Here is a 19,598-nt window from a genome sequence, read left to right on the forward strand (position 1 = left end):
CCGTGCGCCGCGCACGGGGAGCGCTCGCTGCGACGCTCGCCGTCGTCGCCGTCGTCGCCGTCGTCGCCGGCACGACGGGCTGCGGGTTCGGTGCCGCCTGCACCGCTGTCGGCTACTCGAGCACGTTGCACGTCGAGCTCGGGTGGGCCGCGGACGGCATCGCGGCGCTCGAGGTGTGCCCGGAGGCGGGCTGCGGCGTCGGGGGCGAAGCCGAGATCGGAGCCGGCCGCGTCACCGTCGGGGACGAGCTCGCGACGTTCACGCTCTACTACCCTGGCGAGCGGCTGAGGCTCCGCGCGCTCGGCGAGGACGGCGCGGTGCTGACCGAGGGGGTGGTGCAGCCCGATTGGGTGCGGGTCGGCGGCACCGAGCGCTGCGGCGGGCCGACCGAGGCGACGGTGCGGCTCGCCGGCTAACTCCGGTGGTGCGGCGCGGCCGTCAGAGCCGGGCGGCGCACGCCTCCGCGAACGCGCCGAAGCCACGCTCGACGACGCCCAGCAGGGTCTCGTCGCTCGCGAGGTGTGCGCGCCACTCGGCCACCGCATCCGGGTCGCGCAGCTCCGAGAGCGTCGGCGACGCCACGGAGTCCCAGAGTCGCATGACGCGGTCGTCGGCCTCGAGGTGGAACTGCATGCCGAGCGCCGAGCCGTAGCGGAACGCGTCGTTGTCGACGGTCGCGCTGCGCGCGAGCAGCTGCGCGCCCGGCGGGAGCGAGACGACGTCGCTGTTCCAGCGCATGGCGCCGAGCTGGCCGACGTGGTCGCCGAGCCACGGGTCGGGCTCGAGGAGCTCGATGTCGAGGATGCCGACGGCGTCGACGACGCCCTCGCGGTGCACACCGCCGAGCGCGCGGCCGATGATCTGGTGGCCGAGGCAGATGCCCAGCACCGGCACGTCGGCGTCGATGGCCCGCAGCGCGAGATCGGCCGTCGCCTGCAGCGACGGGAAGCGATCGACCTCGGCGGCGCTCATCTGCCCGCCGGTGATGACGATGCCGGCGATGTCGTCGAGCGGGGGCAGCGCGGTCTCGAGCACCGCTTCGCGCGTCGGCAGGTGGCTCAGCAGCGTCGTCGCGTGCCCGCCCGTCTCGTACTCGATGTGCTTGATGAACAGGACGGAACGCGCCAACGTGCACCCTTCTCTCGTCGCTAGCCTAGGCGTGGCGGGCACCGGTCCCGATCACGCGACCGGCCGCATCCGCCCCGAGGCGGGGGAGCAGCATGACGGTCTTCGCGATGGCGCCCGACGGCGTGCGGATCGCCCTGCACGAGCTCGGCGACCCCGACGGCTCGCCCGTGCTGATGATCCACGGCTTCTCGTCGAACGCGAAGCGCAACTGGATCGGGAGCGGCTGGAGCGCCGCGCTCGCCGAGCGCGGCCTCCGCGGCATCGCGATGGACCTCCGCGGCCACGGCGAGAGCGACCGGCCATCGACCGGCTACGGCGTGCCGCGCTTCGTCGCCGACGTCGACGCGGTGCTCGCCCAGCTCGCGCTCGACGAGCCACCCGGGGCGATCGGCTACTCGATGGGCGCCCGGCTGCTCTGGCGGCATGCCGGCACCCGTCCGCACGCCTTCCGGGCGCTCGTGCTCGGCGGACTGCCGGCGAGCGACCCGTTCGAGCGCTTCGACGTCGACCTCGCGCAGCGCGCGCTCGCGGGCGAGGCCGAACCCGGCCCCATGGAGTCGTTCATCGTCGACCTCGCGGCGGTCTTCCCCGAGCACGACCCGGCCACGCTCGTCACGCTCGCGGGTGAGGTGTCGCGCACGCTCTTCGACCCGACGCAGGCGCCGCCCGCGGTGCCGACGCTGCTCATGACCGGGGCGAAGGACACGCGCGCGGATGACACGCGCGAGCTGCTGCCGCTCCTGCCCGACGGTCGCTTCGAGGAGATCCCCGGTCGCAACCACGTGAATGCGCCCACCTCCGGCACCTTCCGGCGCAGCGCATCCGCGTTCCTCGCCGAGCACCTCGGTTGACACGCCCTGCGACGTGCAAGAGGGCCGATCGGGTTCTCCCGACCGGCCCCAGTCCCTTGCACCAAGTGAGGCTGCTGCCTCCGCTTCCGCCGATCGCCACAGCACTACGATCAACGTGCGACGAACGTATAACGGATGGGTAACGAGCCGCCCCAGTTCCTGCTGTGAAAGGCCTGTGGGCGCCGATCAGAAGCGGTCGGGGCTCGGTCCGGATGCGAGCACCGTCACGTCGGCGTGCCGGTCGAAGCGGTAGCCCGCGCCGCGCACCGTGCGGATGATCTCGGCGTAGGCGCCGAGCTTCGCGCGCAGCCTCCGCACGTGCACGTCGATCGTGCGCTCGTTGGGCCGGTCGTCGGCGTCGGCGTCCCACAGCGCGTCGATGATGTCGCAGCGGCCGACCGTCGAGCCCTCGCGCAGCACGATGTGCTGCAGCAGCTCGAACTCGCGGTAGGTGAGCGGCGCGATCTCGTCGCCGATCGCGACGCGCTTGCGGGTGAGGTCGATGACGATGCCCGGGTCGGTCTCGGCCGCGGGCTGCTGCACCGCGGGGTCGCCGAGCGCGCGGCGCACGACGTCGACGTCGCGACCGCCGGCGCCGGCCGGGGCGAGGGCGACGGCCGCGTGGGTCTGCGCGCTCGGGGCGAGCTTCGACGTGAGGGCGCGCAGCTCGGTGACGAGCCGCGCGAGCTCGACGCGGTCCTCGGCGGCGGCGTCCTCGCCGAGGCCGACGTAGAGCACGAAGCCGCGCGCCTCGGTGCCCTCGGGGACGGCCCGGACGGCGCCGTGCGGCGCGGCCGTCGGAGTCGGAGCGGATGCGGCGGGCAGCGGCTTGAGGGCGCTCGAGCCGCTCGTGCGGGGCTGGGCGAGCGACGGGCGGCCGAGCTGACGGTGAAGGGCAGTGCGGGCGGGGAGAGCGGTGATGGTCATGGGAGGGCCTTCCGGCGTGCGGTCGGCAGCGCCCGTGGAGGGGCGATGAGTGCTGCCGACTCGAGGAGTCGAGGGGTGGTGCGCAGACCTCGGATGGGTCCGGTGACCGCTCGCAGGCCTGCTCAGGGCCTCACGGGGTGCGACGGCGATGCGTCAGCGACTCCGATGCGGAGCGGTCGGGCTGGTGCGAGCTGGGCTCAAGCACACATTCGACGCATGTCGACCATCGGCATCATCATGCCGTTCGTCCCGTTCGTCGCGAGGACGGACTGGGGGCCGAAGGTGGTCGTCATGCTTGTCAGTATCGCCGCTTCTCGCGTCGCAAGTCAAATGACGCAACGATGTGACGAACTATGACGGAAAGCGGCGCGCGCGCCGCGGGCGCTCAGTCGCCGACCGTGCCGTAGAGGCGGTCGCCGGCGTCGCCGAGCCCCGGCACGATGAAGCCGCGCTCGTCGAGACCCTCGTCGAGGGCGCCGAGCACGATCGTCACGTCGTGCCCGTCCATGTCGCGCTCGACGCGCTCGAGGCCCTCGGGGGTGCCGAGCAGGCAGATGGCGGTGACGTCCACCGCGCCGCGGTCGAAGAGGAACTGCATCGCGCCCGAGAGCGAGCCGCCGGTGGCGAGCATCGGGTCGAGCACGAAGCACTGGCGGTCCGAGAGGTCGTCCGGCAGCCGCTCGGCGTAGGTCGTCGGCTCGAGCGTGGTCTCGTTGCGCGCCATGCCGAGGAAGCCGACCTCGGCGGTCGGCACGAGCGCCGTCATGCCCTCGAGCATGCCGAGGCCCGCGCGCAGGATCGGCACGACGAGCGGGCGCGGCTCCGCGATCTCGACGCCCGTCGTGACCGTCACCGGCGTCGTGATCTCCTTCGGCGTCACGCGCACGTTGCGGGTCGCCTCGTACGCGAGCAGCGTCATCAGCTCGCCCACGAGCGACCGGAAGGTCGGCGAGGGCGTGCGCGCATCCCGCAGCACGGTGAGCTTGTGGGTGATGAGCGGGTGGTCGGCGACGTGGACTCGCATAGGGTTCAGGGTAGTGGGCGGCCTGCATCCGGTGCGCCCCGACGAGGAGGGCGGATGCGGCCGGCAGCACGCGACGAGGCGCTCATGCGCCTCGCGCTCGACGAGGCGGCGGCGGCCGAGCGCTCGGCCGACGTGCCGGTCGGCGCGGTCGTGGTCGACGCATCCGGCACCGTCCTCGGCACGGGCCGCAACGAGCGCGAGCTGCGGCACGACCCGACGGCGCACGCCGAGGTCGTCGCGCTGCGCGAGGCGGCCGCGACGCGCGGTGCCTGGCGGCTCGACGGATGCGTGCTCGTCGTCACGCTCGAGCCGTGCGTCATGTGCGCGGGCGCCATCCTCGCGAGCCGCATCGACCGCGTCGTGTTCGGCGCGTGGGATGAGAAGGCCGGTGCCGCCGGGAGCGTCGTCGACCTGCTGCGCGAGCGGCGGCTGCCGCACCGCGTCGAGGTCGTCTCGGGGGTGCTCGCGGCCGAGGCGGAGGCGCAGCTGCGCGCGTTCTTCGCCGAGCGGCGCTGACGGCGCGGCGCGGCGGCGCTGGCGGCTTGACCCCTTCGCGTCGAGCGGACCCGCGGCAAGGGCTCGAGTGGGCGACAAGCGGTCGAGTCGCCGGCAGCCGCGGTGACAGCGGGTCGAGTCGGCGGGAAGCGGCCGACTCGACCCTCAGTCGCCGGGCGGGCGGCGCGGATCCTTCGGCTCGAGCCCCTCGACCTGGTCGCCGGCCTGCTCGCGCTGCTCCTCCGCGATGCGCTGCTCGTAGGTGTGCGGGCGCCAGATCTCGTCCATGACGCCGAGCCCGCCGCCCATGCGGCGGGTTCGCTGCGTTGAGGCGCTGTGCCACAAGCGGGGTCCCGCGAGCACGAGCGCGACCGTCACGCCCAGGGTGGCGAGGAGGGCGACGAGCTCGAGCCGCCCCATCCGGTCACCTCAGCGCCAGAACACCGCGATGAGGAGGTTGACGAGCGCGAGCCCGCCGGCCGCGTGGAAGAACGGCATGAGCTTCCGCTCGAGGGCGACGTCGGCGGCCGCCACGGCGCCGCCAGCCGCCAGGCGCGACTTCTCGTTGCGCATCGAGCGCTGGCGGAGGAAGCCGATGAGCGCGGCGACGAACACGACGAGCGCGATGACGCCCTTGATGCCGAGCTTCATGTGGTTCACATCGGCGTCGTTCGCCATGGCCAGTCCGTAGAGCGAGACGCCGGTCACGAGCTGGAGCGCGCCGCCGATCAGGAGCAGCGTGAAGTTGTGCCCGGCCTTCGCCCGCATCTGCACGAAGAACGTGCCGACGAGCAGGGCGAGGCCGATGAAGTGGCCGGCGAGCAGCAGCGAGTGCAGGAAGTCCATGCAGACAGCCTACACAGACGCGTCCGGTCCGTCAGTTGCCCGACTGGATCACGATGTGGTCGGTCGAGGGAGCGATCTCGGGCCGGTGGAGGTAGAGGTCGGGCTCGATGTAGATCACTCGCGCGTGCGGGATCTCGGCGCGCAGCAGCGACTCGAGCTCGTTGATCGTGCGCGCGACGTGCTCGATGTCGCTCTTCGGCGGGAACGCGACCTTCGCCGCGATCATGAGCTCGTCGGGCCCGAGGTAGAGCGTCTTCATGTGGATGACCGACTCGACGCCCGGGGCGGCGTTCAGGACGCGCGCGATGCGCGCCGTGTCCTCCTTCGTCGCGCCCTCGCCGATGAGGAGCGACTTCATCTCGACGGCCAGCACGGCCGCGACGACGATGAGCAGCACGCCGATGACGATGGTGCCGATCGCGTCGAAGAGCGGGTTGCCCGTGATCGCCGTGAGGCTGACGGCGATGAACGCGAACACGAGGCCGAGGAGCGCCGCGAGGTCCTCGAGCAGGATCACCGGCAGCTCGGGGCTCTTCGCCTTGCGGATGAAGTCCACCCAGCGCGCCTTGCCGCGCACCTTGTTCGACTCCTTGATCGCGGTGCGGAACGAGAGGCTCTCGAGCACGATGGCGATGCCGAGCACGACGAGCGGCAGCCAGATGATGTCGAGCTCGTGCGGGTCACGCAGCTTCGAGACGCCCTCGGCGATCGAGAAGAGGCCGCCGACCGAGAAGAGCACGAGCGCGACGATGAACGCCCACACGTAGCGCTCGCGGCCGTAGCCGAACGGGTGCTCCGCGTCGGCCTTGCGCTTCGCGAGCCGACCGCCGAGCAGGAGCAGCAGCTGGTTGCCGGCGTCGGCGACCGAGTGGATCGCCTCGGCGAGCATCGACGCCGAGCCCGAGAAGAACCAGGCGACGAACTTCGTGATGGCGATGCCCGTGTTGGCGAGGAACGCCGCGACGACCGCCTTCGTACCGTGGGATGCGCTCACGATCGCGATTCTACGCAAGGCGGCGCTGGCGGCTTGCCGACTAGCCTGGCGGCATGCCAGAGCTGCTCCCTCCCATCGCCATGCTCGGTGTCGGCTCGATGGGCGGCGCGATCCTCACGGGGCTCGCGCGTCACGGCGCCGAGCGCATCGTCGTGACAAACCGCACCGCCGCGAAGGCGGGCGCGATCGGCCACGAGGGCGTCGAGTCGATCGCGCTCGAGTCGGAGCCGGGCGGCAACGCCCGCGCGGTCGCCGGCGCGAAGCTCGTCGTGCTCGGCGTCAAGCCGGCCGGCATCGTCGAGCTCGCGCGCGACATCGCGCCCCACCTCGAGGCGGATGCCGTGGTCGTCTCGATCGCGGCGGGCACGACGACCGCGTCCATCGAGACCGTGCTGCCCGCATCCGTCGCCGTCGTCCGGGCGATGCCGAACACGCCCTCGCACGTCGGGCTCGGCGTCACGGGTGTGGCGGGCGGCAGCCGCGCCGCTGCCGACGACGTCGCGCTCGTCGCACGGCTGTTCGAGTCGGTCGGGGAGGTGCTCGTGCTCGACGAGTCGCAGATCGACGCACTCTCGACCATCTCGGGGTCCGGCCCCGCCTACGTCTTCCTGCTCATCGAGGAGCTCACGCGCACGGCGGAGCGGATGGGCTTCACCCGCGAGCAGGCGGCGACGATGGTGCAGGGCACGTTCCGCGGCGCGAGCGAGCTGCTCGCCGCCGACGGCGCCGAGCCGGCCGAGCTGCGCCGCCGCGTGACGAGCCCGAAGGGCACGACCGAGCGCGCCGTCGCGGTGCTGCAGGAAGCGCGCCTCGGCGAGGTCTTCGACCGGGCGACGGCCGCCGCGCTCGAGCGCGCGCGGGAGCTCGCCGCGGGCTGAGCCGCGTCAGCGCGGCTGGCCGTCGAGGTACTGCCACCCCTGGTCGCGGCGGAAGCTGCTGACCTCGCGCATCGCGCCGCGCGTGCCGTCGGCGACCCAGTGGGCATCGAACGAGACGGTGCCCTCGCGGTCGAACGGACCGCCGGCGCTCGTGCCGACGATGTCGAGCCGGAGCCAGCGGATGCCCGGGTCGAGCTCGAGCGAGCGCGGCCGGGTCGTCGGGTGCCAGGACGCGAGCAGCCAGTCGACGTCGCGGAGCGCGAACGCCGTGAAGCGCGAGCGCATGAGCTGCTCGGCCGTCGCGGCCTCGCGCTCGCGGCGGTGGATCGGCCCGCAGCACTCGCCGTAGGTGAGCCCGGTGCCGCACGGGCAGCGCTCGCCGTCGTCGATCGCCGTGCTCACGCGCTCAGGCCCGCGAAGCGCTCGATGTCGTTCTGGTTGCCCGAGACGATGATGAGGTCGTGGTTCGAGACCACGGTCTCGGGCGTCGCGTAGGTGAACTCCCCGCCGGGGCTCTTCACGCCCACCACCGTCAGGTGGTACTTCGAGCGGATCTTCGACTCGGCGAGCGAGATGCCTCGGATGTGCTTCGGCGGGTACATCTTCACGATCGCGAACTGGTCGTCGAACTGGATGTAGTCGAGCATCCGGCCCGAGACGAGGTGCGCGACGCGCTCGCCGGCCTCCGCCTCCGGGTAGATGACGTGGTTCGCGCCGATGCGGCTGAGGATCTTGCCGTGCGACTGGCTGATCGCCTTCGCCCAGATCTGCGGGATGCCGAGGTCGACGAGGTTCGCGGTGATGAGCACCGAGGCCTCGATCGACGAGCCGACCGCGCACACCGCGATGGAGAAGTCCTGCGCGCCGACCTGCTTGAGCGCGTCGATCGAGCGGGCGTCGGCCTGCACGGTGTGGGTGAGGCGCTCCGACCACTTCTGCACGAGGTTGATGTCGCCGTCGATCGCGAGCACCTCGCGGTCGAGGCGCGCGAGCTGCCCCGCTGTCGCGGCGCCGAAGCGGCCCAGCCCGATCACGAGCACGGGGGCGTCGTGGGGGATCCTGTCAACCAACGATCGGCCTCTCCTCGGGGCGCGTGAACAGCTGCGTCCGCTGGCTCGCGGCGAGCGCCGCGGCGAGCGTCACACTACCGATGCGGCCGACGAACATCGTCAGCGCCAGGATGACCTTCGCGGAGTCCTCGAGCTCGGAGTGGGTGAAGCCCGTCGAGAGCCCGACGGTCGCGAACGCGCTGATGACGTCGAAGAGCACGAACGACAGCGGTGCACCGGTGATCTCGAGCAGCACGATCGTGACACCGGCGACGATCGTCGCGCTCCAGAGCGTGACGGAGACGGCGAGGCGCAGGACGTCGGAGGGGATGCGGCGCCCGAACGCCTCCATCGACTTGCGGCCGCGCGCCTCGGCGACCGCCGCGAGGAAGAGGATCGCGAGGGTCGTGACCTTGATGCCGCCGGCGGTCGAGGCGGAGCCGCCGCCGACGAACATGAGCATGTCGGTCACGAGCAGGCTCGAGTTGTGCAGCAGTCCGAGGTCGTCGACCGCGAAGCCGCCCGACCGTGCCATCGCCGAGAGGAAGAAGGCGTGCAGCAGCTGCTGGCCGAAGTCGTCGGTGCCCCACGAGTCGGCGTTGCCCCACTCGAGCACGAGGAACGCGAGCCCGCCGAGCAGGAGCAGCAGCAGCGAGACGGTGATCGTCAGCTTGACGTGCAGCGACCACTGCCGCGGCTTGCCGAGGTGCCGCAGGATGACGAAGTAGACGGGGAAGCCGAGCGAGCCGATGAAGACGCCCAGCATGAGCACGCCGAGGAACCACGGGTCGGTCGCGAAGGGCTCGAGCCCCTCGACGGTGGGCACGAAGCCCGAGTTCGTGAACGCCATGATCGACCAGTAGGTCGCCTCGTAGAGCGCGGTCAGGAAGTCCTTGCCCTCGAGCAGCAGCCGCGGCAGCAGCAGCACGATGAGCGCGGCCTCGAACGCGAGCACCGAGAGCGCGACGATGCGCAGCAGCGAGCCGACCTCGCCGAGCCGGATCGCCTGCTGCTCCTGCACCACGCCGCGCCGTACGCGCGACGGGTTCGAGTCGCTCGCGGCCATGAGCCGCTGCCGCAACCCGAGCCGGCGGGCGACCGTCATGCCGAGGATCGACGCGAGCGTCAGCACGCCGATGCCACCGACCTCGACGCCGATCATCACGACCGCGTTGCCGAACGGGCTCCAGTGGGTCGCCATGTCGACGACCGTGAGCCCCGTCACGCACACGACGCTCACGGCCTGGAAGAACGCATCCACCGGGTCGGTCGCGCCCTCGCCCGCTTTCGCCCACGGGGTCGCGAGCAGCACGGCGAAGACGAGGTTGAGCGACGCGAAGACGGCGATCGCGAAGCGCGCGGGGTACGCAGCTGCGAAGCGCTCGACGGCGTCGCGCGATCGCTCGAGCAGCGTCGCATCGCTCGACGACCGCAGCTGCGCCACGTGCTGTGCCCTTCGCGGAACCGGAGCGCCGTCGGGCGGCGCAGGACGGGGCAAGCGTAGCCCTCGTGCGCGACCTCGCGCGCCGACCAGGTTTGTCGCCCCAGCCTCGGCGCTGGCATGCTTTCGGCATGGCCGACATCTTCAGCGTGATCGCGGACAGCACGCGCCGCGACATCCTCGGGGTGCTCCTCGAGCGCCGCGCGACGACCGGAGACGCCTCGGTCAGCCAGATCGTCGAGGCGCTCGGCGTGCCGCAGCCCACGGTGTCGAAGCACCTCCGCACGCTGCGCGACGCGGGCCTCGTGACGGTGCGCGAGGACGGCCAGCACCGCCACTACGCGATCGTGCTCGCGCCCTTCGACGAGATCGACGACTGGCTCATGCCGTTCATCTTCGCTGAGGGCGAGCAGGAGGAGGCCTCGCTCGGCGCGGCCGCCTTCGCCGCGTGGGCGGGCGTCAACGTGCAGGCGCCGCTCCGCGCCGCGGCCGACCAGGCGCGGCAGGCCGCCGAGCAGGCGCGCGTCGCCGCGGAGCAGGCGCTCGCGCGCGTCTCGGACACCGTCGAGCACCCCGCGCCGGTCGGCGCATCGATCGGTCGCCGCGCGGCCGATCGCGTGCACGACGTGCAAGAACGCGTGCAGGAGGCCCGGGACCGCATCCACGAGGTGCAGGAGCGCCTGCAGGAGCTGTCGGCCCGGAACGCGCAGCGGTTCGACGACGCGAAGGGCAAGCTGCGCGGTCGCGAGCAGCAGCAGCAGCGCGACGCCGACACCGAGCGGCCCGCGCGCGACGCCGACGACGCCCGCCTGGACTGACCCCAGCGGCGCCCGTGCCGATTCCGGTACGATGGCGCGAGCGTTTTCCCTGCGCGGGCCTCGAGGCTGCGCAGCGTCAGCGAGCAATCCCGATTCGGAAGTGAGGAACCTCTATGGGTTCTGTCGTCAAGAAGCGCCGCAAGCGCATGGCGAAGAAGAAGCACCGCAAGCTGCTTCGCAAGACGCGCCACCAGCGTCGCAACCGCAAGTAGCCGGTTGCAGCCAAGGCCGGGACCTGCACTCGCAGGCTCCCGGCCTCTGCTTGTCTAGGCCCGGTGTCTAGGCTGGAGCGATGGTCGAGATCACGCTCATCACCAAGCCCGGCTGCCACCTCTGCGACGACGCGCGGCCGGTCGTCGAGCGCGTCGTCGCCGGCTTCGACGAGGCGTCGCTCACGGAGCTGTCGATCCTCGACGACCCCGCGCTCGCGGAGCGCTACAGCGACGACATCCCCGTCGTGCTCATCGACGGGCGCCAGCACTCCGCGTGGCGCGTCGACGAGGCGAAGCTGACCGACCGCATCCGCGCGGTGACGCTCAAGGGTTGAGGCCCTTTCGGGCCTCAACCGCGTCCCCAGCGCCGACGCCCGTCCCGGGCGTCGGGCACCGTCGGCCCCTGCGACGAGCGGAGGGCGCTACGGCTTCAGGCGCGTCGGGCCGCGGAAGAGGTACGTCGTCTCGCGGATCGAGCCGAGGCCGAGCATGAGCATCACGACGCGCGCGAGGCCCATGCCGAAGCCGCCGTGCGGGGGCACGCCGTAGCGGAAGAAGTCGAGGTACTCCTCGAGCTCCGACGCATCCATGCCCTTCTCGGCGATCTGCGCCTCGAGCACGTCGATGCGGTGCTCGCGCTGCGCGCCCGTCGAGATCTCGACCCCGTTGTAGATGAGGTCGTACGAGTTCGTCACCTCGCCGCGGCCCTCGGGGCGCAGGTGGTAGAACGGCCGCACGCCCGAGGGGTACTCGGTGACGAACACGAAGTCGTGCCCCATCGTCTCCTTGACGTGCGCCGAGATCTGGCGCTCCGCCTCGGGGTCGAGGTCGCCGTCGGCGCGCTCGATCGTGTGGCCGCGGCTCTCGACGATCGCCTTCACCTCGGCGTGGGGGATGCGCGGGAAGGGCAGCGTCGGGACCTCGAGGGTGATGCCGAAGCGCTCCTCGATCTCGGCGCCGTGCCGCTCCACGACCGCGGCGACCGCCTTCGCGAGCAGCTGCTCGTGCAGCTGCATGACGTCCTCGTGCGAGTCGATCCAGGAGATCTCGGAGTCGATCGACGTGAACTCCGTCGCGTGGCGGCTCGTGAACGAGGGGTCGGCGCGGAAGGCCGGGCCGATCTCGAAGATCTTGCCGAAGCCGGCCGACTGCGCCATCTGCTTGAACAGCTGCGGCGACTGCGCGAGGTAGGCGGTGGTCTCGAAGTAGGGCACCTCGAAGAGCTCGGCGCGCGACTCGGAGGCGGTCGCCATGAGCTTCGGCGTGTGGAGCTCGATGAAGCCCTCATCGATCCAGTGCTGGCGCATCGCGTGCTCGATCGTGGTCTGCACGCGGAAGATGAGCTGCGCCTCGGGGCGGCGCAGGTCGAGGAAGCGCCAGTCGAGGCGCTTGTCGATCGACGAGTCGTCGGCGATCGGCGAGTCCTTCGCGACCGACTCGACCACGAGCGAGCCGACCTTGACCTCGAGCCCGCCGAGCTTGACGCGCTCGTCGGCCTTCAGGTCGCCCGTCACGGTGATGAACGAGCCGTGCATGAGCGCGGAGATCGTCGCGGCGGTCTCGGCGGTGTCGTCGTTGACCGGGTTGACGAGCTGCGCGGCGCCCGACTCGTCGCGCACGATGACGAACTGCACGCGCTTCTGATCGCGCACCGTCTCGACCCAGCCCTGCACCTTCACCGGCCCATCCGGCAGCGACGCGAGGTCGGCGATGAGCGTGCGGGGGAGCGAGGTCGGCTGAGTCACGCGCTCGATCCTACCGACGACGCTCCGGCGCCCATCGCGCGATCCCGATCCAGCCGCCGACGAGCAGGGTCGCCGATGCGCCGAGCGCGACCCAGCCCGCCGCAGCCGGCACCGACGCATCCGCCCCGTCCGAGGCCACGAGCAGCCAGACGCCCGCGGCGGCGAGCGCGACCACGACGAGCGCGACCGTGCCGCCGTGCGCGCGGTGCGCGATCGACCCCGCCCACACCCACAGCATGGCGGCGCCGGCCGCGACGAGCAGCGCGGCGACGAGGGGCACGAGGAGGGGCACGCCTCCATCCTGGCGTGCTCAGGCGTCAGCCGGGCTCCCCGGCGCCCGGGACGGGCGCCGGCGCTGGGGTCGCGGCGAAGGCCCGAAAGGGCCTCCGCCCTCAGCTCCACCGCGCATAGACTCCGCAAGTACGATGAAGGCCATGCCCGCCCGTCGCCTCCATCTCGTGCGCCATGGCGAGGTGCACAACCCGGAGCGCATCCTCTACGGGCGGCTGCCCGGCTACCGCCTCTCCGAGCGCGGCGAGCGGATGGCCGAGCTCGCGGCCGAGCACCTCGCGAGCCGCCCCGTCGTGCGCCTCGCCGCGAGCCCGCTCGAGCGCGCGCAGCAGTCGGCGCAGCCGTGGGCCGATCGCTTCGGGCTCGAGATCCGCACCGAGCACCGCATCATCGAGCCGACGAACGAGTTCGAGGGCAAGACCTTCGAGGCGAGCGGCGCCCTGCGGCACCCGTCGGCGTGGCCGCTGCTGCGCAACCCCTTCCGCCCCTCGTGGGGCGAGCCCTACACCGCCATCGCCCAGCGCGTCATCGCCGCGATGGAGGACGCGTGGGACGAGCTCGACGAGTCGGACGACGACGGCGACATCGTGATGGTCAGCCACCAGTCGCCCATCTGGATCTCGCACCTCGCACTCGCGGGCAAGCCGCTCTGGCACGACCCGCGCAAGCGCCGCTGCCAGCTCTCGTCGATCACGAGCTACGTGCGCCGTGACGGCCGCATGGTCGAGGTCGACTACGCCGAGCCCGCCGCGGGCGTCGACGCGGTCGACGCGGGAGCGGTGTGAGCGGCGTGGCGACGAGGGCCGTTCGACGGATGCGCGTTGGCGCGTTCGCGCTCGCTGCGCTCGCGCTCGCGGGCTGCTCGAGCGCCGACGGCGTGGCCGGGCAGGTCGGCGACTCGGGCTACATCGCGGGCGACGGCTTCGTGACCGAGGTGCCGCTCGCCGAGCGCCAGGCCCCGGGCGAGTTCGGCGGCCCGCTCGCAGGCGGCGGGCAGTTCGACTCGTCGGAGCTCGACGGCGTCGCGCTCGTCAACTTCTGGTACGCGGCGTGCCCGCCGTGCCGCGTCGAGGCGCCCGTGCTCGCCGAGCTGCACGCCGAGTTCGGCGATGAGGTCGACTTCATCGGCGTCAACACGCGCGACGGCGCCGCGCAGGCGACGGCGTTCGAGGAGCAGTTCGGCATCGACTACCCGTCGATCCTCGACGACGAGAGCGCCGAGGCGCAGCTCGCCTTCACCGGCATCGTCGCCCCCAACGCCGTGCCCTCGACGCTCGTGCTCGACAAGGAGGGCCGCGTCGCGGCGCGCGTCTCGGGCGCCGTCTCCGACACGAGCATCCTCGCGACCCTGCTGCGGGAGGAGCTCGAGCGGTGAGCGCCGCTGCCTCCCTCCTCGCCGCCCCGGCGATCGCCGCCTTCGACGTCGCTTCCTTCGATCCGGCGGGCGCCGTGCTGAGCGGCCAGCTGCTCGTCTCGATCCCGATCGCGCTGCTCGCCGGCATCGTCTCGTTCGCGAGCCCGTGCATCCTGCCGCTCGTGCCCGGCTACCTCGGCCTCGTCGGCTCGCTCGTCGGCGAGCAGGGCCAGGGTCGCGGCCGGCTCGTCGGCGGCGTCGGCCTCTTCATCGCCGGCTTCACGCTCGTGTTCGTGCTCGGCAACGCGATCGTCGGGGCCGTGAGCTCGTTCCTGCTGCAGCACGGCGACACGCTCGTGCGCATCCTCGGCGGCGTGCTCATCGTGCTCGGCCTCGTCTTCGTCGGCCAGTTCTCGTTCCTGCAGCGCGTCTGGAAGCCGCAGCAGGTCAAGGCGGGCGGCCTGTGGGCGGCGCCGCTCGTCGGCGTCGTCTTCGCGCTCGGCTGGACGCCGTGCTCAGGCCCGACGCTCGCCGCGATCAGCGCGCTCACCGTCACGACCGGCTCGGCGTGGCAGGGCGCGCTCCTCGGCCTCGCCTACGCGCTCGGCCTCGGCATCCCGTTCCTGCTGCTCGCGCTCGGCCTCGGCTGGGCCGGCGGCGCCGTCGCGTGGATGCGTCGGCACATCCGGGCGATCAACGTCGCCGGTGGCGCGATGCTCATCGCGATCGGCGTGCTCATGGTCACCGGCGCGTGGAACGCCATCATGCAGTCCCTCCAGGGTTGGATCGCGAGCGTTGTCACAGTCATCTGATCCGCTGCGGCCGAGCGACCACGTCGACTCCACCGCCACGACCTCGCAGCCGCCGCTCGGCGTGCGCGGCTGGGCGCGCTTCCTCTGGCGCCAGCTCACCTCGATGCGCACCGCGATCGTGCTGCTGCTCCTGCTCGCGGTCGCCGCGATCCCCGGCAGCCTCGTGCCGCAGGAGTCGAGCGACCCGAACGGCGTCATCCAGGTGCGCGCCGACAACCCCGAGCTCGTCTGGCTCTACGACGCGCTCTCCCTCCACGACGTCTACTCGAGCCCGTGGTTCTCGGGCATCTACATCCTGCTGTTCACGTCGCTCGTCGGCTGCGTCGTGCCGCGGCTCGCGCACCACTGGAAGGCGATGCGCGCCAAGCCGCCGCGCACGCCCGCGCGCCTCTCGCGGCTCGTGGGGTTCCAGACCGTGCCCGGGGACGCATCCGACCTCGACCGCGCCGACCGCGTGCTGCGCCGCCTCGGCTACCGCACCGCCCGCTACGGCGAGTCGGTCTCGGCCGAGCGCGGCTACCTGCGCGAGACCGGCAACCTGCTCTTCCACATCTCGATGCTCGGCCTGCTGCTCGTCATCGGCCTCGGCTCGGGCTTCGGCTACGACGGGCAGCGACTGCTCGTCGAGGGGCGCGGCTTCGCGAACACGCTCTCGAGCTTCGACTCGTTCTCGTCGGGGCAGTGGTTCGACGAGGCCTCGCTCGAGCCGTTCGCGGTCGTGCTCGACGACCTGCAGGTCGAGTACGAGACCGAGAACCGCGACGCGATCGGCGCGCCGCTCGACTTCACGGCGCTCGTGTCGGTCACCGACGCGGCCGGCGAGCGCGACGCGCAGATCAAGGTCAACGAGCCGCTGAACGTCGCGGGCGCCGACCTGTACCTCATCTCGAACGGCTACGCGCCGCGAATCTCGGTGCGGGATGCGTCGGGCGAGGTCGTGTACGACCAGTACACGCCGTTCCTCGCGCAGGACGACGCGATGACGAGCCTCGGCGTCATCAAGCTGCCGGACGGGCTCGAGGAGCAGCTGGGCCTGCGCGGCTTCTTCTACCCGACCGCGGTGCCGCTCGACACCGGCGCGCTCGCCTCCGCCTACCCCGACCTCGCGAACCCCGTGCTCTCGCTGCAAGCGTTCGCGGGCGACCTCGGGCTCGACCGCGGGGTCCCGCGCTCGGTGTACGCCCTCGAGACCGACGAGATGACCCAGATCGCCGGCGGCGACTCCGGGACGGATGCGCTGACGCTCGCACCCGGGCAGACGATCGACATCCCCGGCGGGCTCGGCACCATCACGTTCGAGGACGTGCGGCGCTACGGCGTCATCGAGGTGCACGTCGACCACACGCAGACCCCGGTGTTCTGGATCACGGTGCTGCTGTTCGTCTCGCTCCTCGCGTCGCTCCTCGTGCCGCGCCGCCGCTTGTGGGTGAAGGCCGTGGGCGACCGGCTCGAGCTCGCCGGGCTCGCGCGCGGCGAGGACCCGACGCTCGAGCGCGCCGTCGACGACCTCGCGCGACGGCTCGTCGACGACGCCTCGGCGGCGGGCGACGACGACGCTTCGGCGGCGACGGATGCGGTCGGCGCGACCGCGGGCGAGGCCCGGTCGGCAGGGCTCACTGATAGGCCGCGAGAGTAGGATCCCGCCGTGCCTCCCGCTGAACTCGACGCCTGGTCGCTGCTGCTCGTGTACTCGGCCATGGCCGTCTACACGCTCGCGTTCGTCGCCTACGCGGTCGACGTCGCGCGCCGCTCCGCGGCAGCCGCCGTGCCCGAGGAGGCGCGCGAGCTCGTGAGCGCGGGCGCGCCCGGTGCGCCTGCGCGACCCGCCGCATCCGCCCCCGCCGCCTCTGGGTCAGCCGCCCGTCCGGGCCGCGGCGCGCGCATCGGCTTCGCGCTCATCGTGATCGCGTGGGCGCTGCACCTCGGCGGCGCCGTGCTGCGCGGCCTCGCCGCCGGCCGCGTGCCGTGGGCGAACATGTACGAGTTCGCGCTCACGGGCGTCGCCGTCATCGTGGGCGTCTTCGTACTGTCGCGGCTGTGGCGCGACTTGAACTTCCTCGGCGTGTTCATCTCGGGCCTCGCGACCGTCTTCCTCGGGCTCGCGACCGTCAACTTCTACGTCACGCCGACGCCGCTGCCGCCCGCGCTGCAGTCGTACTGGCTCGTCATCCACGTCTTCGTCGCGACGCTCGCGACCGGCTTCTTCGCGCTCGGGTCGGGCCTCAGCATCCTGCAGCTCATCAAGGAGCGGCGCGACAGCGGCTTCCTGCGGGCGCTGCCCTCGACGGTGCAGCTCGAGGACCTCGCCTACCGCGTCGGCGTCATCGGCTTCATCTTCTGGACCTTCACGCTCATCGCCGGCGCGATCTGGGCCGAGCACGCGTGGGGCCGCTACTGGGGCTGGGACACGAAGGAGGTCTGGACCTTCGTGATCTGGGTCGTCTACGCCGGCTACATCCACGCGCGGGCGACGCGCGGCTGGCGCGGCTCGCGCTCGGCGTGGCTGCAGCTCGTCGGCTTCGCCGCGATCATCTTCAACTACTCGGTCGTCAACCTCTTCTTCAAGGGCCTGCACGCCTACAGCGGCCTCTAGGGTCTTCAACCGGATAGCCGGTGGGGCGAGGAGATATGTGTCGCGCCCTACCGGCCATCCGGTTGAGTTCGGCTCAACTGACGCGTTCGGGTGAGGAGGCGGTCCACCGCACAGCGTCTCAGCCCCAGATCGGGCGGAGGTGCGCGCGCCGCCGCACCAGGGCCAGCACGATCGACATGACGTAGTCCGGCTGGAAGAGCACTTGCTCGTACGTGAAGCGCAGCACGCGGTAACCCATCGCCGTCAGCGCCGCGTCGCGCTCGCGATCCTTCGCCTGCTGCTGCGGCGTCGCGTGCCACAGCTGCGAGTCGATCTCGACGATGAGCGAGCGGCCGATCCGGAAGTCGGAGAAGTGGCCCGGCCGCGGTTCGAACTGGTGCACGTACCGGATGCCGGCGCGCCGCAGCAGGAGCGCGAACGTCGACTCCGAGCCTGAGCCCGTCTCACCGCTCGCGCGCTCCAGGCCGCGTCGTCGGTCTCGAGGCAAGCGCGCCGCGAGCTCGCGCACATCCTCCAGCGAGAGGCGTCCAGAGGTCACCGCGGAGTCTGTCGCGCCGATGACATCGGCCTCTGACACACACGCGGTCGCGACCGCGAGGGCCGTCTCGGGGGCATCGATGCCGAACGTCGGTCGCTCCTCCGGCAGCCAGAAGTGCAGGCGGTGCACGGTGATCCCCGCAGCCCGCTCCGAGCGGTCGACGCGCGCGCTGTGCGTCTCGCGGTGCACGCGCACGTGAAGGTGCTGCGGCCCGTGCGGTGTCCAGAGGCCGTGCTCGCGGAACGCCGAGACGCAGGTCAGCACGCCGCCCGCCCGCAGCGCCCGCGTGACGTCGTTGCGCACGCCCGCGAGCGCGAGCCAGCCCCGGAGCGGCGACCAGAGCCGGCCTTCCGCGCGGTGCCGCACGAGCTCGTCGCCCGTGGCGAAGTCGCGCGCGGCCCGGGTCGTGCAGACGCCGCCGACTGTTCCCATCCACTCGAGGAGCTCCATGCGCGCACCATGCGCCCACGCGCTGCGCGTCCGCGCGGCGCGAACGGCCAGATGTGCACAACCCCGCCCGCGCTCCGCTGCCCGCCGCGCCAGTCGAGCGAGCCTCAACCGGATAGCCGGTGGGGCGCGAAACATATCTCCTCGCCCCACCGACTGTCCGGTTGAAGACTCAGAGGTGGGGGAGCGCCGCCGCGAGCCGCTCGCGCCAGTGCTCGACCCGCTCTGGCGCAGCCGCGTGCGCCTCGAGCAGCGCGGGGTCGGGGGAGACGCGGCCGACCGGGATGGCGCCGCCGACCGGCACGAGCGGCGCCGCGACATCGGCCGCGAGCAGCGCGCCCGTGCCGAGCCCGCAGTCGTAGGGCAGCTCGGGCAGCGCGCCAGCGAGCCCGGCGCCCATCGAGAGCCCCACCGACGTGTCGAGCGCCGATGAGACGACCGCCGGCAGCCCCGCCTCGGCGACGATCTCGAGCGCCGCGCGGATGCCGCCGAGCGGCTGCGCCTTCACCACCACGATGTCGGCGGCACCGGCTCGCGCGACGAGCAGCGGGTCCTCCGCCTTCCGAACCGACTCGTCGGCGGCGATCGGGATGTCGAGCTTCCGCACCCGAGAGCGCAGCTCCGCGAGCTCCGGCACGGTCGCGCACGGCTGCTCGACGTACTCGAGGTCGAAGCGCTCGAGCGCCCGGATCGCCGACTCGGCCTCGTCGAGGTTCCAGCCGCCGTTCGCGTCCAGCCGGATGCGCACGTCGGGCAGCAGCGTCCGCACCTCCGCGACGCGCGCGATGTCGTCGGCGAGCACCTGGCCGCGCTCGGCGACCTTGACCTTCACGGTGCGGCAGCCGTCGTAGCGCGCGAGCACGCCCGCGACCGCGTCGGGCGCGACGGCAGGCAGCGTCGCGTTGACGGGCACCGACTCGCGCATCCGCGCCGGTCGCTCGCGATCCGCGTCCTCGAGCGCCGCCCGCAGCCAGCGCGCGGCCTCCTCGGCCTCGTACTCGAGGAACGGGCTCCACTCGCCCCAACCGGCGACGCCCGAGAAGAGCGCCGCCTCCCGCACCTCGACGCCGCGGAAGCGCGTGGCGAGCGGCAGCGACACGACGTGCATGCGGTCGGCGAGCCGCTCGAGGGCGAGGTCCACGCGCCCATGCTCGC

Annotated in this window: 25 protein-coding genes; 12 read left to right on the forward strand and 13 right to left on the reverse strand. The window is 72.3% G+C overall.

The annotated features are described in order from the left end of the window. Window positions 1-2: 2 nt before the first annotated feature. On the forward strand, window positions 3-416 hold the full coding sequence (locus JSQ78_RS11220; RefSeq protein ID WP_211447644.1) for a hypothetical protein: 414 nt from the start codon (window positions 3-5) through the stop codon (window positions 414-416). 22 nt (window positions 417-438) lie between these two features. On the opposite strand, the gene JSQ78_RS11225 is transcribed toward JSQ78_RS11220, so the two are convergent. Next, window positions 439-1,128, reverse strand: a complete 690-nt coding sequence (locus JSQ78_RS11225; protein WP_211447646.1) for a type 1 glutamine amidotransferase — start codon at window positions 1,126-1,128, stop codon at window positions 439-441. Window positions 1,129-1,220: 92 nt separating this feature from the next. Here JSQ78_RS11225 and JSQ78_RS11230 point away from each other — a divergent pair, with 92 nt between their 5' ends. Continuing rightward, window positions 1,221-1,979, forward strand: a complete 759-nt coding sequence (locus JSQ78_RS11230) for an alpha/beta fold hydrolase (protein ID WP_211447648.1) — start codon at window positions 1,221-1,223, stop codon at window positions 1,977-1,979. 186 nt (window positions 1,980-2,165) lie between these two features. Here the strand turns inward: JSQ78_RS11230 and JSQ78_RS11235 are convergent, their stop codons facing one another. Together JSQ78_RS11235 and upp are read right to left on the reverse strand one after the other, a co-directional pair. After that, window positions 2,166-2,906: a winged helix-turn-helix domain-containing protein gene (locus JSQ78_RS11235; RefSeq protein WP_211447650.1), complete on the reverse strand. Its 741-nt coding sequence runs from the start codon at window positions 2,904-2,906 to the stop codon at window positions 2,166-2,168. A gap of 385 nt (window positions 2,907-3,291) precedes the next feature. Then, window positions 3,292-3,930: a uracil phosphoribosyltransferase gene (gene upp / locus JSQ78_RS11240; RefSeq protein ID WP_211447652.1), complete on the reverse strand. Its 639-nt coding sequence runs from the start codon at window positions 3,928-3,930 to the stop codon at window positions 3,292-3,294. Between the two features lie 54 nt (window positions 3,931-3,984). Here upp and tadA point away from each other — a divergent pair, with 54 nt between their 5' ends. Then, window positions 3,985-4,446: a tRNA adenosine(34) deaminase TadA gene (tadA, locus tag JSQ78_RS11245; protein ID WP_211447653.1), complete on the forward strand. Its 462-nt coding sequence runs from the start codon at window positions 3,985-3,987 to the stop codon at window positions 4,444-4,446. Between the two features lie 144 nt (window positions 4,447-4,590). On the opposite strand, the gene JSQ78_RS11250 is transcribed toward tadA, so the two are convergent. The 3 genes from JSQ78_RS11250 to JSQ78_RS11260 are packed head-to-tail and all read right to left on the reverse strand — an operon-like array spanning window position 4,591 to window position 6,265. Beyond that, window positions 4,591-4,845: a hypothetical protein gene (locus tag JSQ78_RS11250; protein ID WP_211447655.1), complete on the reverse strand. Its 255-nt coding sequence runs from the start codon at window positions 4,843-4,845 to the stop codon at window positions 4,591-4,593. A 9-nt stretch (window positions 4,846-4,854) separates the two neighbouring features. Continuing rightward, entirely contained in the window at window positions 4,855-5,271 is a 417-nt protein-coding gene (locus JSQ78_RS11255) for a hypothetical protein (RefSeq protein ID WP_211447657.1), read from the reverse strand. A 31-nt stretch (window positions 5,272-5,302) separates the two neighbouring features. Continuing rightward, window positions 5,303-6,265, reverse strand: coding sequence for a cation diffusion facilitator family transporter (locus JSQ78_RS11260; RefSeq protein WP_211447659.1), 963 nt, complete (start codon window positions 6,263-6,265; stop codon window positions 5,303-5,305). A gap of 53 nt (window positions 6,266-6,318) precedes the next feature. On the opposite strand from JSQ78_RS11260, the gene proC reads away from it, so the two are divergent. Beyond that, window positions 6,319-7,143: a pyrroline-5-carboxylate reductase gene (gene proC, locus JSQ78_RS11265; RefSeq protein ID WP_211447660.1), complete on the forward strand. Its 825-nt coding sequence runs from the start codon at window positions 6,319-6,321 to the stop codon at window positions 7,141-7,143. A 6-nt stretch (window positions 7,144-7,149) separates the two neighbouring features. On the opposite strand, the gene JSQ78_RS11270 is transcribed toward proC, so the two are convergent. Genes JSQ78_RS11270 through JSQ78_RS11280 form a run of 3 tightly spaced genes read right to left on the reverse strand, consistent with a single transcriptional unit; the run spans window position 7,150 to window position 9,636 of the window. After that, window positions 7,150-7,545 (reverse strand): YchJ family protein, encoded by a 396-nt coding sequence (locus tag JSQ78_RS11270; protein ID WP_249295657.1) that lies wholly within the window; start codon window positions 7,543-7,545, stop codon window positions 7,150-7,152. Then, window positions 7,542-8,213, reverse strand: coding sequence for a potassium channel family protein (locus tag JSQ78_RS11275; protein WP_211447662.1), 672 nt, complete (start codon window positions 8,211-8,213; stop codon window positions 7,542-7,544). The genes JSQ78_RS11270 and JSQ78_RS11275 overlap by 4 nt, the downstream gene beginning before the upstream one ends. Then, entirely contained in the window at window positions 8,206-9,636 is a 1,431-nt protein-coding gene (locus JSQ78_RS11280) for a TrkH family potassium uptake protein (protein WP_249295659.1), read from the reverse strand. Before JSQ78_RS11280 ends, JSQ78_RS11275 begins: the two co-directional genes overlap by 8 nt. 128 nt (window positions 9,637-9,764) lie before the next feature. Between JSQ78_RS11280 and JSQ78_RS14085 the strand changes: the two genes are divergently transcribed. The 3 genes from JSQ78_RS14085 (at window position 9,765) to JSQ78_RS11295 (ending at window position 10,998) form a co-directional block, all read left to right on the forward strand. Further along, entirely contained in the window at window positions 9,765-10,451 is a 687-nt protein-coding gene (locus JSQ78_RS14085) for an ArsR/SmtB family transcription factor (RefSeq protein ID WP_211447664.1), read from the forward strand. A gap of 113 nt (window positions 10,452-10,564) precedes the next feature. After that, window positions 10,565-10,663 carry a 30S ribosomal protein bS22 gene (locus JSQ78_RS11290; RefSeq protein ID WP_021011861.1) on the forward strand — a complete coding sequence of 33 codons (99 nt, stop codon included), beginning with the start codon at window positions 10,565-10,567 and terminating at the stop codon, window positions 10,661-10,663. An 80-nt stretch (window positions 10,664-10,743) separates the two neighbouring features. Beyond that, window positions 10,744-10,998 carry a glutaredoxin family protein gene (locus tag JSQ78_RS11295; RefSeq protein WP_211447666.1) on the forward strand — a complete coding sequence of 85 codons (255 nt, stop codon included), beginning with the start codon at window positions 10,744-10,746 and terminating at the stop codon, window positions 10,996-10,998. Window positions 10,999-11,085: 87 nt separating this feature from the next. Here JSQ78_RS11295 and aspS read toward each other — a convergent pair whose 3' ends face one another. Further along, a complete protein-coding gene (gene aspS, locus JSQ78_RS11300; RefSeq protein WP_249295661.1) occupies window positions 11,086-12,408 on the reverse strand; it encodes an aspartate--tRNA(Asn) ligase in 1,323 nt (440 codons plus the stop codon). A 10-nt stretch (window positions 12,409-12,418) separates the two neighbouring features. After that, window positions 12,419-12,700, reverse strand: a complete 282-nt coding sequence (locus JSQ78_RS11305) for a hypothetical protein (RefSeq protein ID WP_211447670.1) — start codon at window positions 12,698-12,700, stop codon at window positions 12,419-12,421. Between the two features lie 142 nt (window positions 12,701-12,842). Between JSQ78_RS11305 and JSQ78_RS11310 the strand changes: the two genes are divergently transcribed. The 5 genes from JSQ78_RS11310 to ccsB are packed head-to-tail and all read left to right on the forward strand — an operon-like array spanning window position 12,843 to window position 17,458. After that, entirely contained in the window at window positions 12,843-13,484 is a 642-nt protein-coding gene (locus JSQ78_RS11310) for a histidine phosphatase family protein (protein WP_211447672.1), read from the forward strand. A 29-nt stretch (window positions 13,485-13,513) separates the two neighbouring features. Next, entirely contained in the window at window positions 13,514-14,074 is a 561-nt protein-coding gene (locus JSQ78_RS11315; RefSeq protein ID WP_211447674.1) for a TlpA family protein disulfide reductase, read from the forward strand. Window positions 14,075-14,106: 32 nt separating this feature from the next. Next, the gene (locus JSQ78_RS11320) at window positions 14,107-14,865 is read left to right on the forward strand and encodes a cytochrome c biogenesis CcdA family protein (RefSeq protein ID WP_502756151.1); all 759 of its coding nucleotides are present in this window, start codon (window positions 14,107-14,109) and stop codon (window positions 14,863-14,865) included. Continuing rightward, window positions 14,849-16,501, forward strand: a complete 1,653-nt coding sequence (resB, locus tag JSQ78_RS11325; protein WP_249295663.1) for a cytochrome c biogenesis protein ResB — start codon at window positions 14,849-14,851, stop codon at window positions 16,499-16,501. Before JSQ78_RS11320 ends, resB begins: the two co-directional genes overlap by 17 nt. A gap of 60 nt (window positions 16,502-16,561) precedes the next feature. Continuing rightward, window positions 16,562-17,458, forward strand: coding sequence for a c-type cytochrome biogenesis protein CcsB (gene ccsB / locus JSQ78_RS11330; RefSeq protein WP_211450623.1), 897 nt, complete (start codon window positions 16,562-16,564; stop codon window positions 17,456-17,458). Between the two features lie 118 nt (window positions 17,459-17,576). Here ccsB and JSQ78_RS11335 read toward each other — a convergent pair whose 3' ends face one another. Further along, window positions 17,577-18,446, reverse strand: coding sequence for an endonuclease domain-containing protein (locus JSQ78_RS11335; RefSeq protein ID WP_211447676.1), 870 nt, complete (start codon window positions 18,444-18,446; stop codon window positions 17,577-17,579). A gap of 169 nt (window positions 18,447-18,615) precedes the next feature. Then, complete coding sequence (locus JSQ78_RS11340; RefSeq protein WP_249296058.1) at window positions 18,616-19,551, reverse strand: o-succinylbenzoate synthase; 936 nt, start codon at window positions 19,549-19,551, stop codon at window positions 18,616-18,618. Between the last annotated feature and the right edge of the window lie 47 nt (window positions 19,552-19,598).

This window comes from Agrococcus sp. Marseille-Q4369, from assembly GCF_018308945.1.
Classification (GTDB): Bacteria; Actinomycetota; Actinomycetes; order Actinomycetales; family Microbacteriaceae; genus Agrococcus.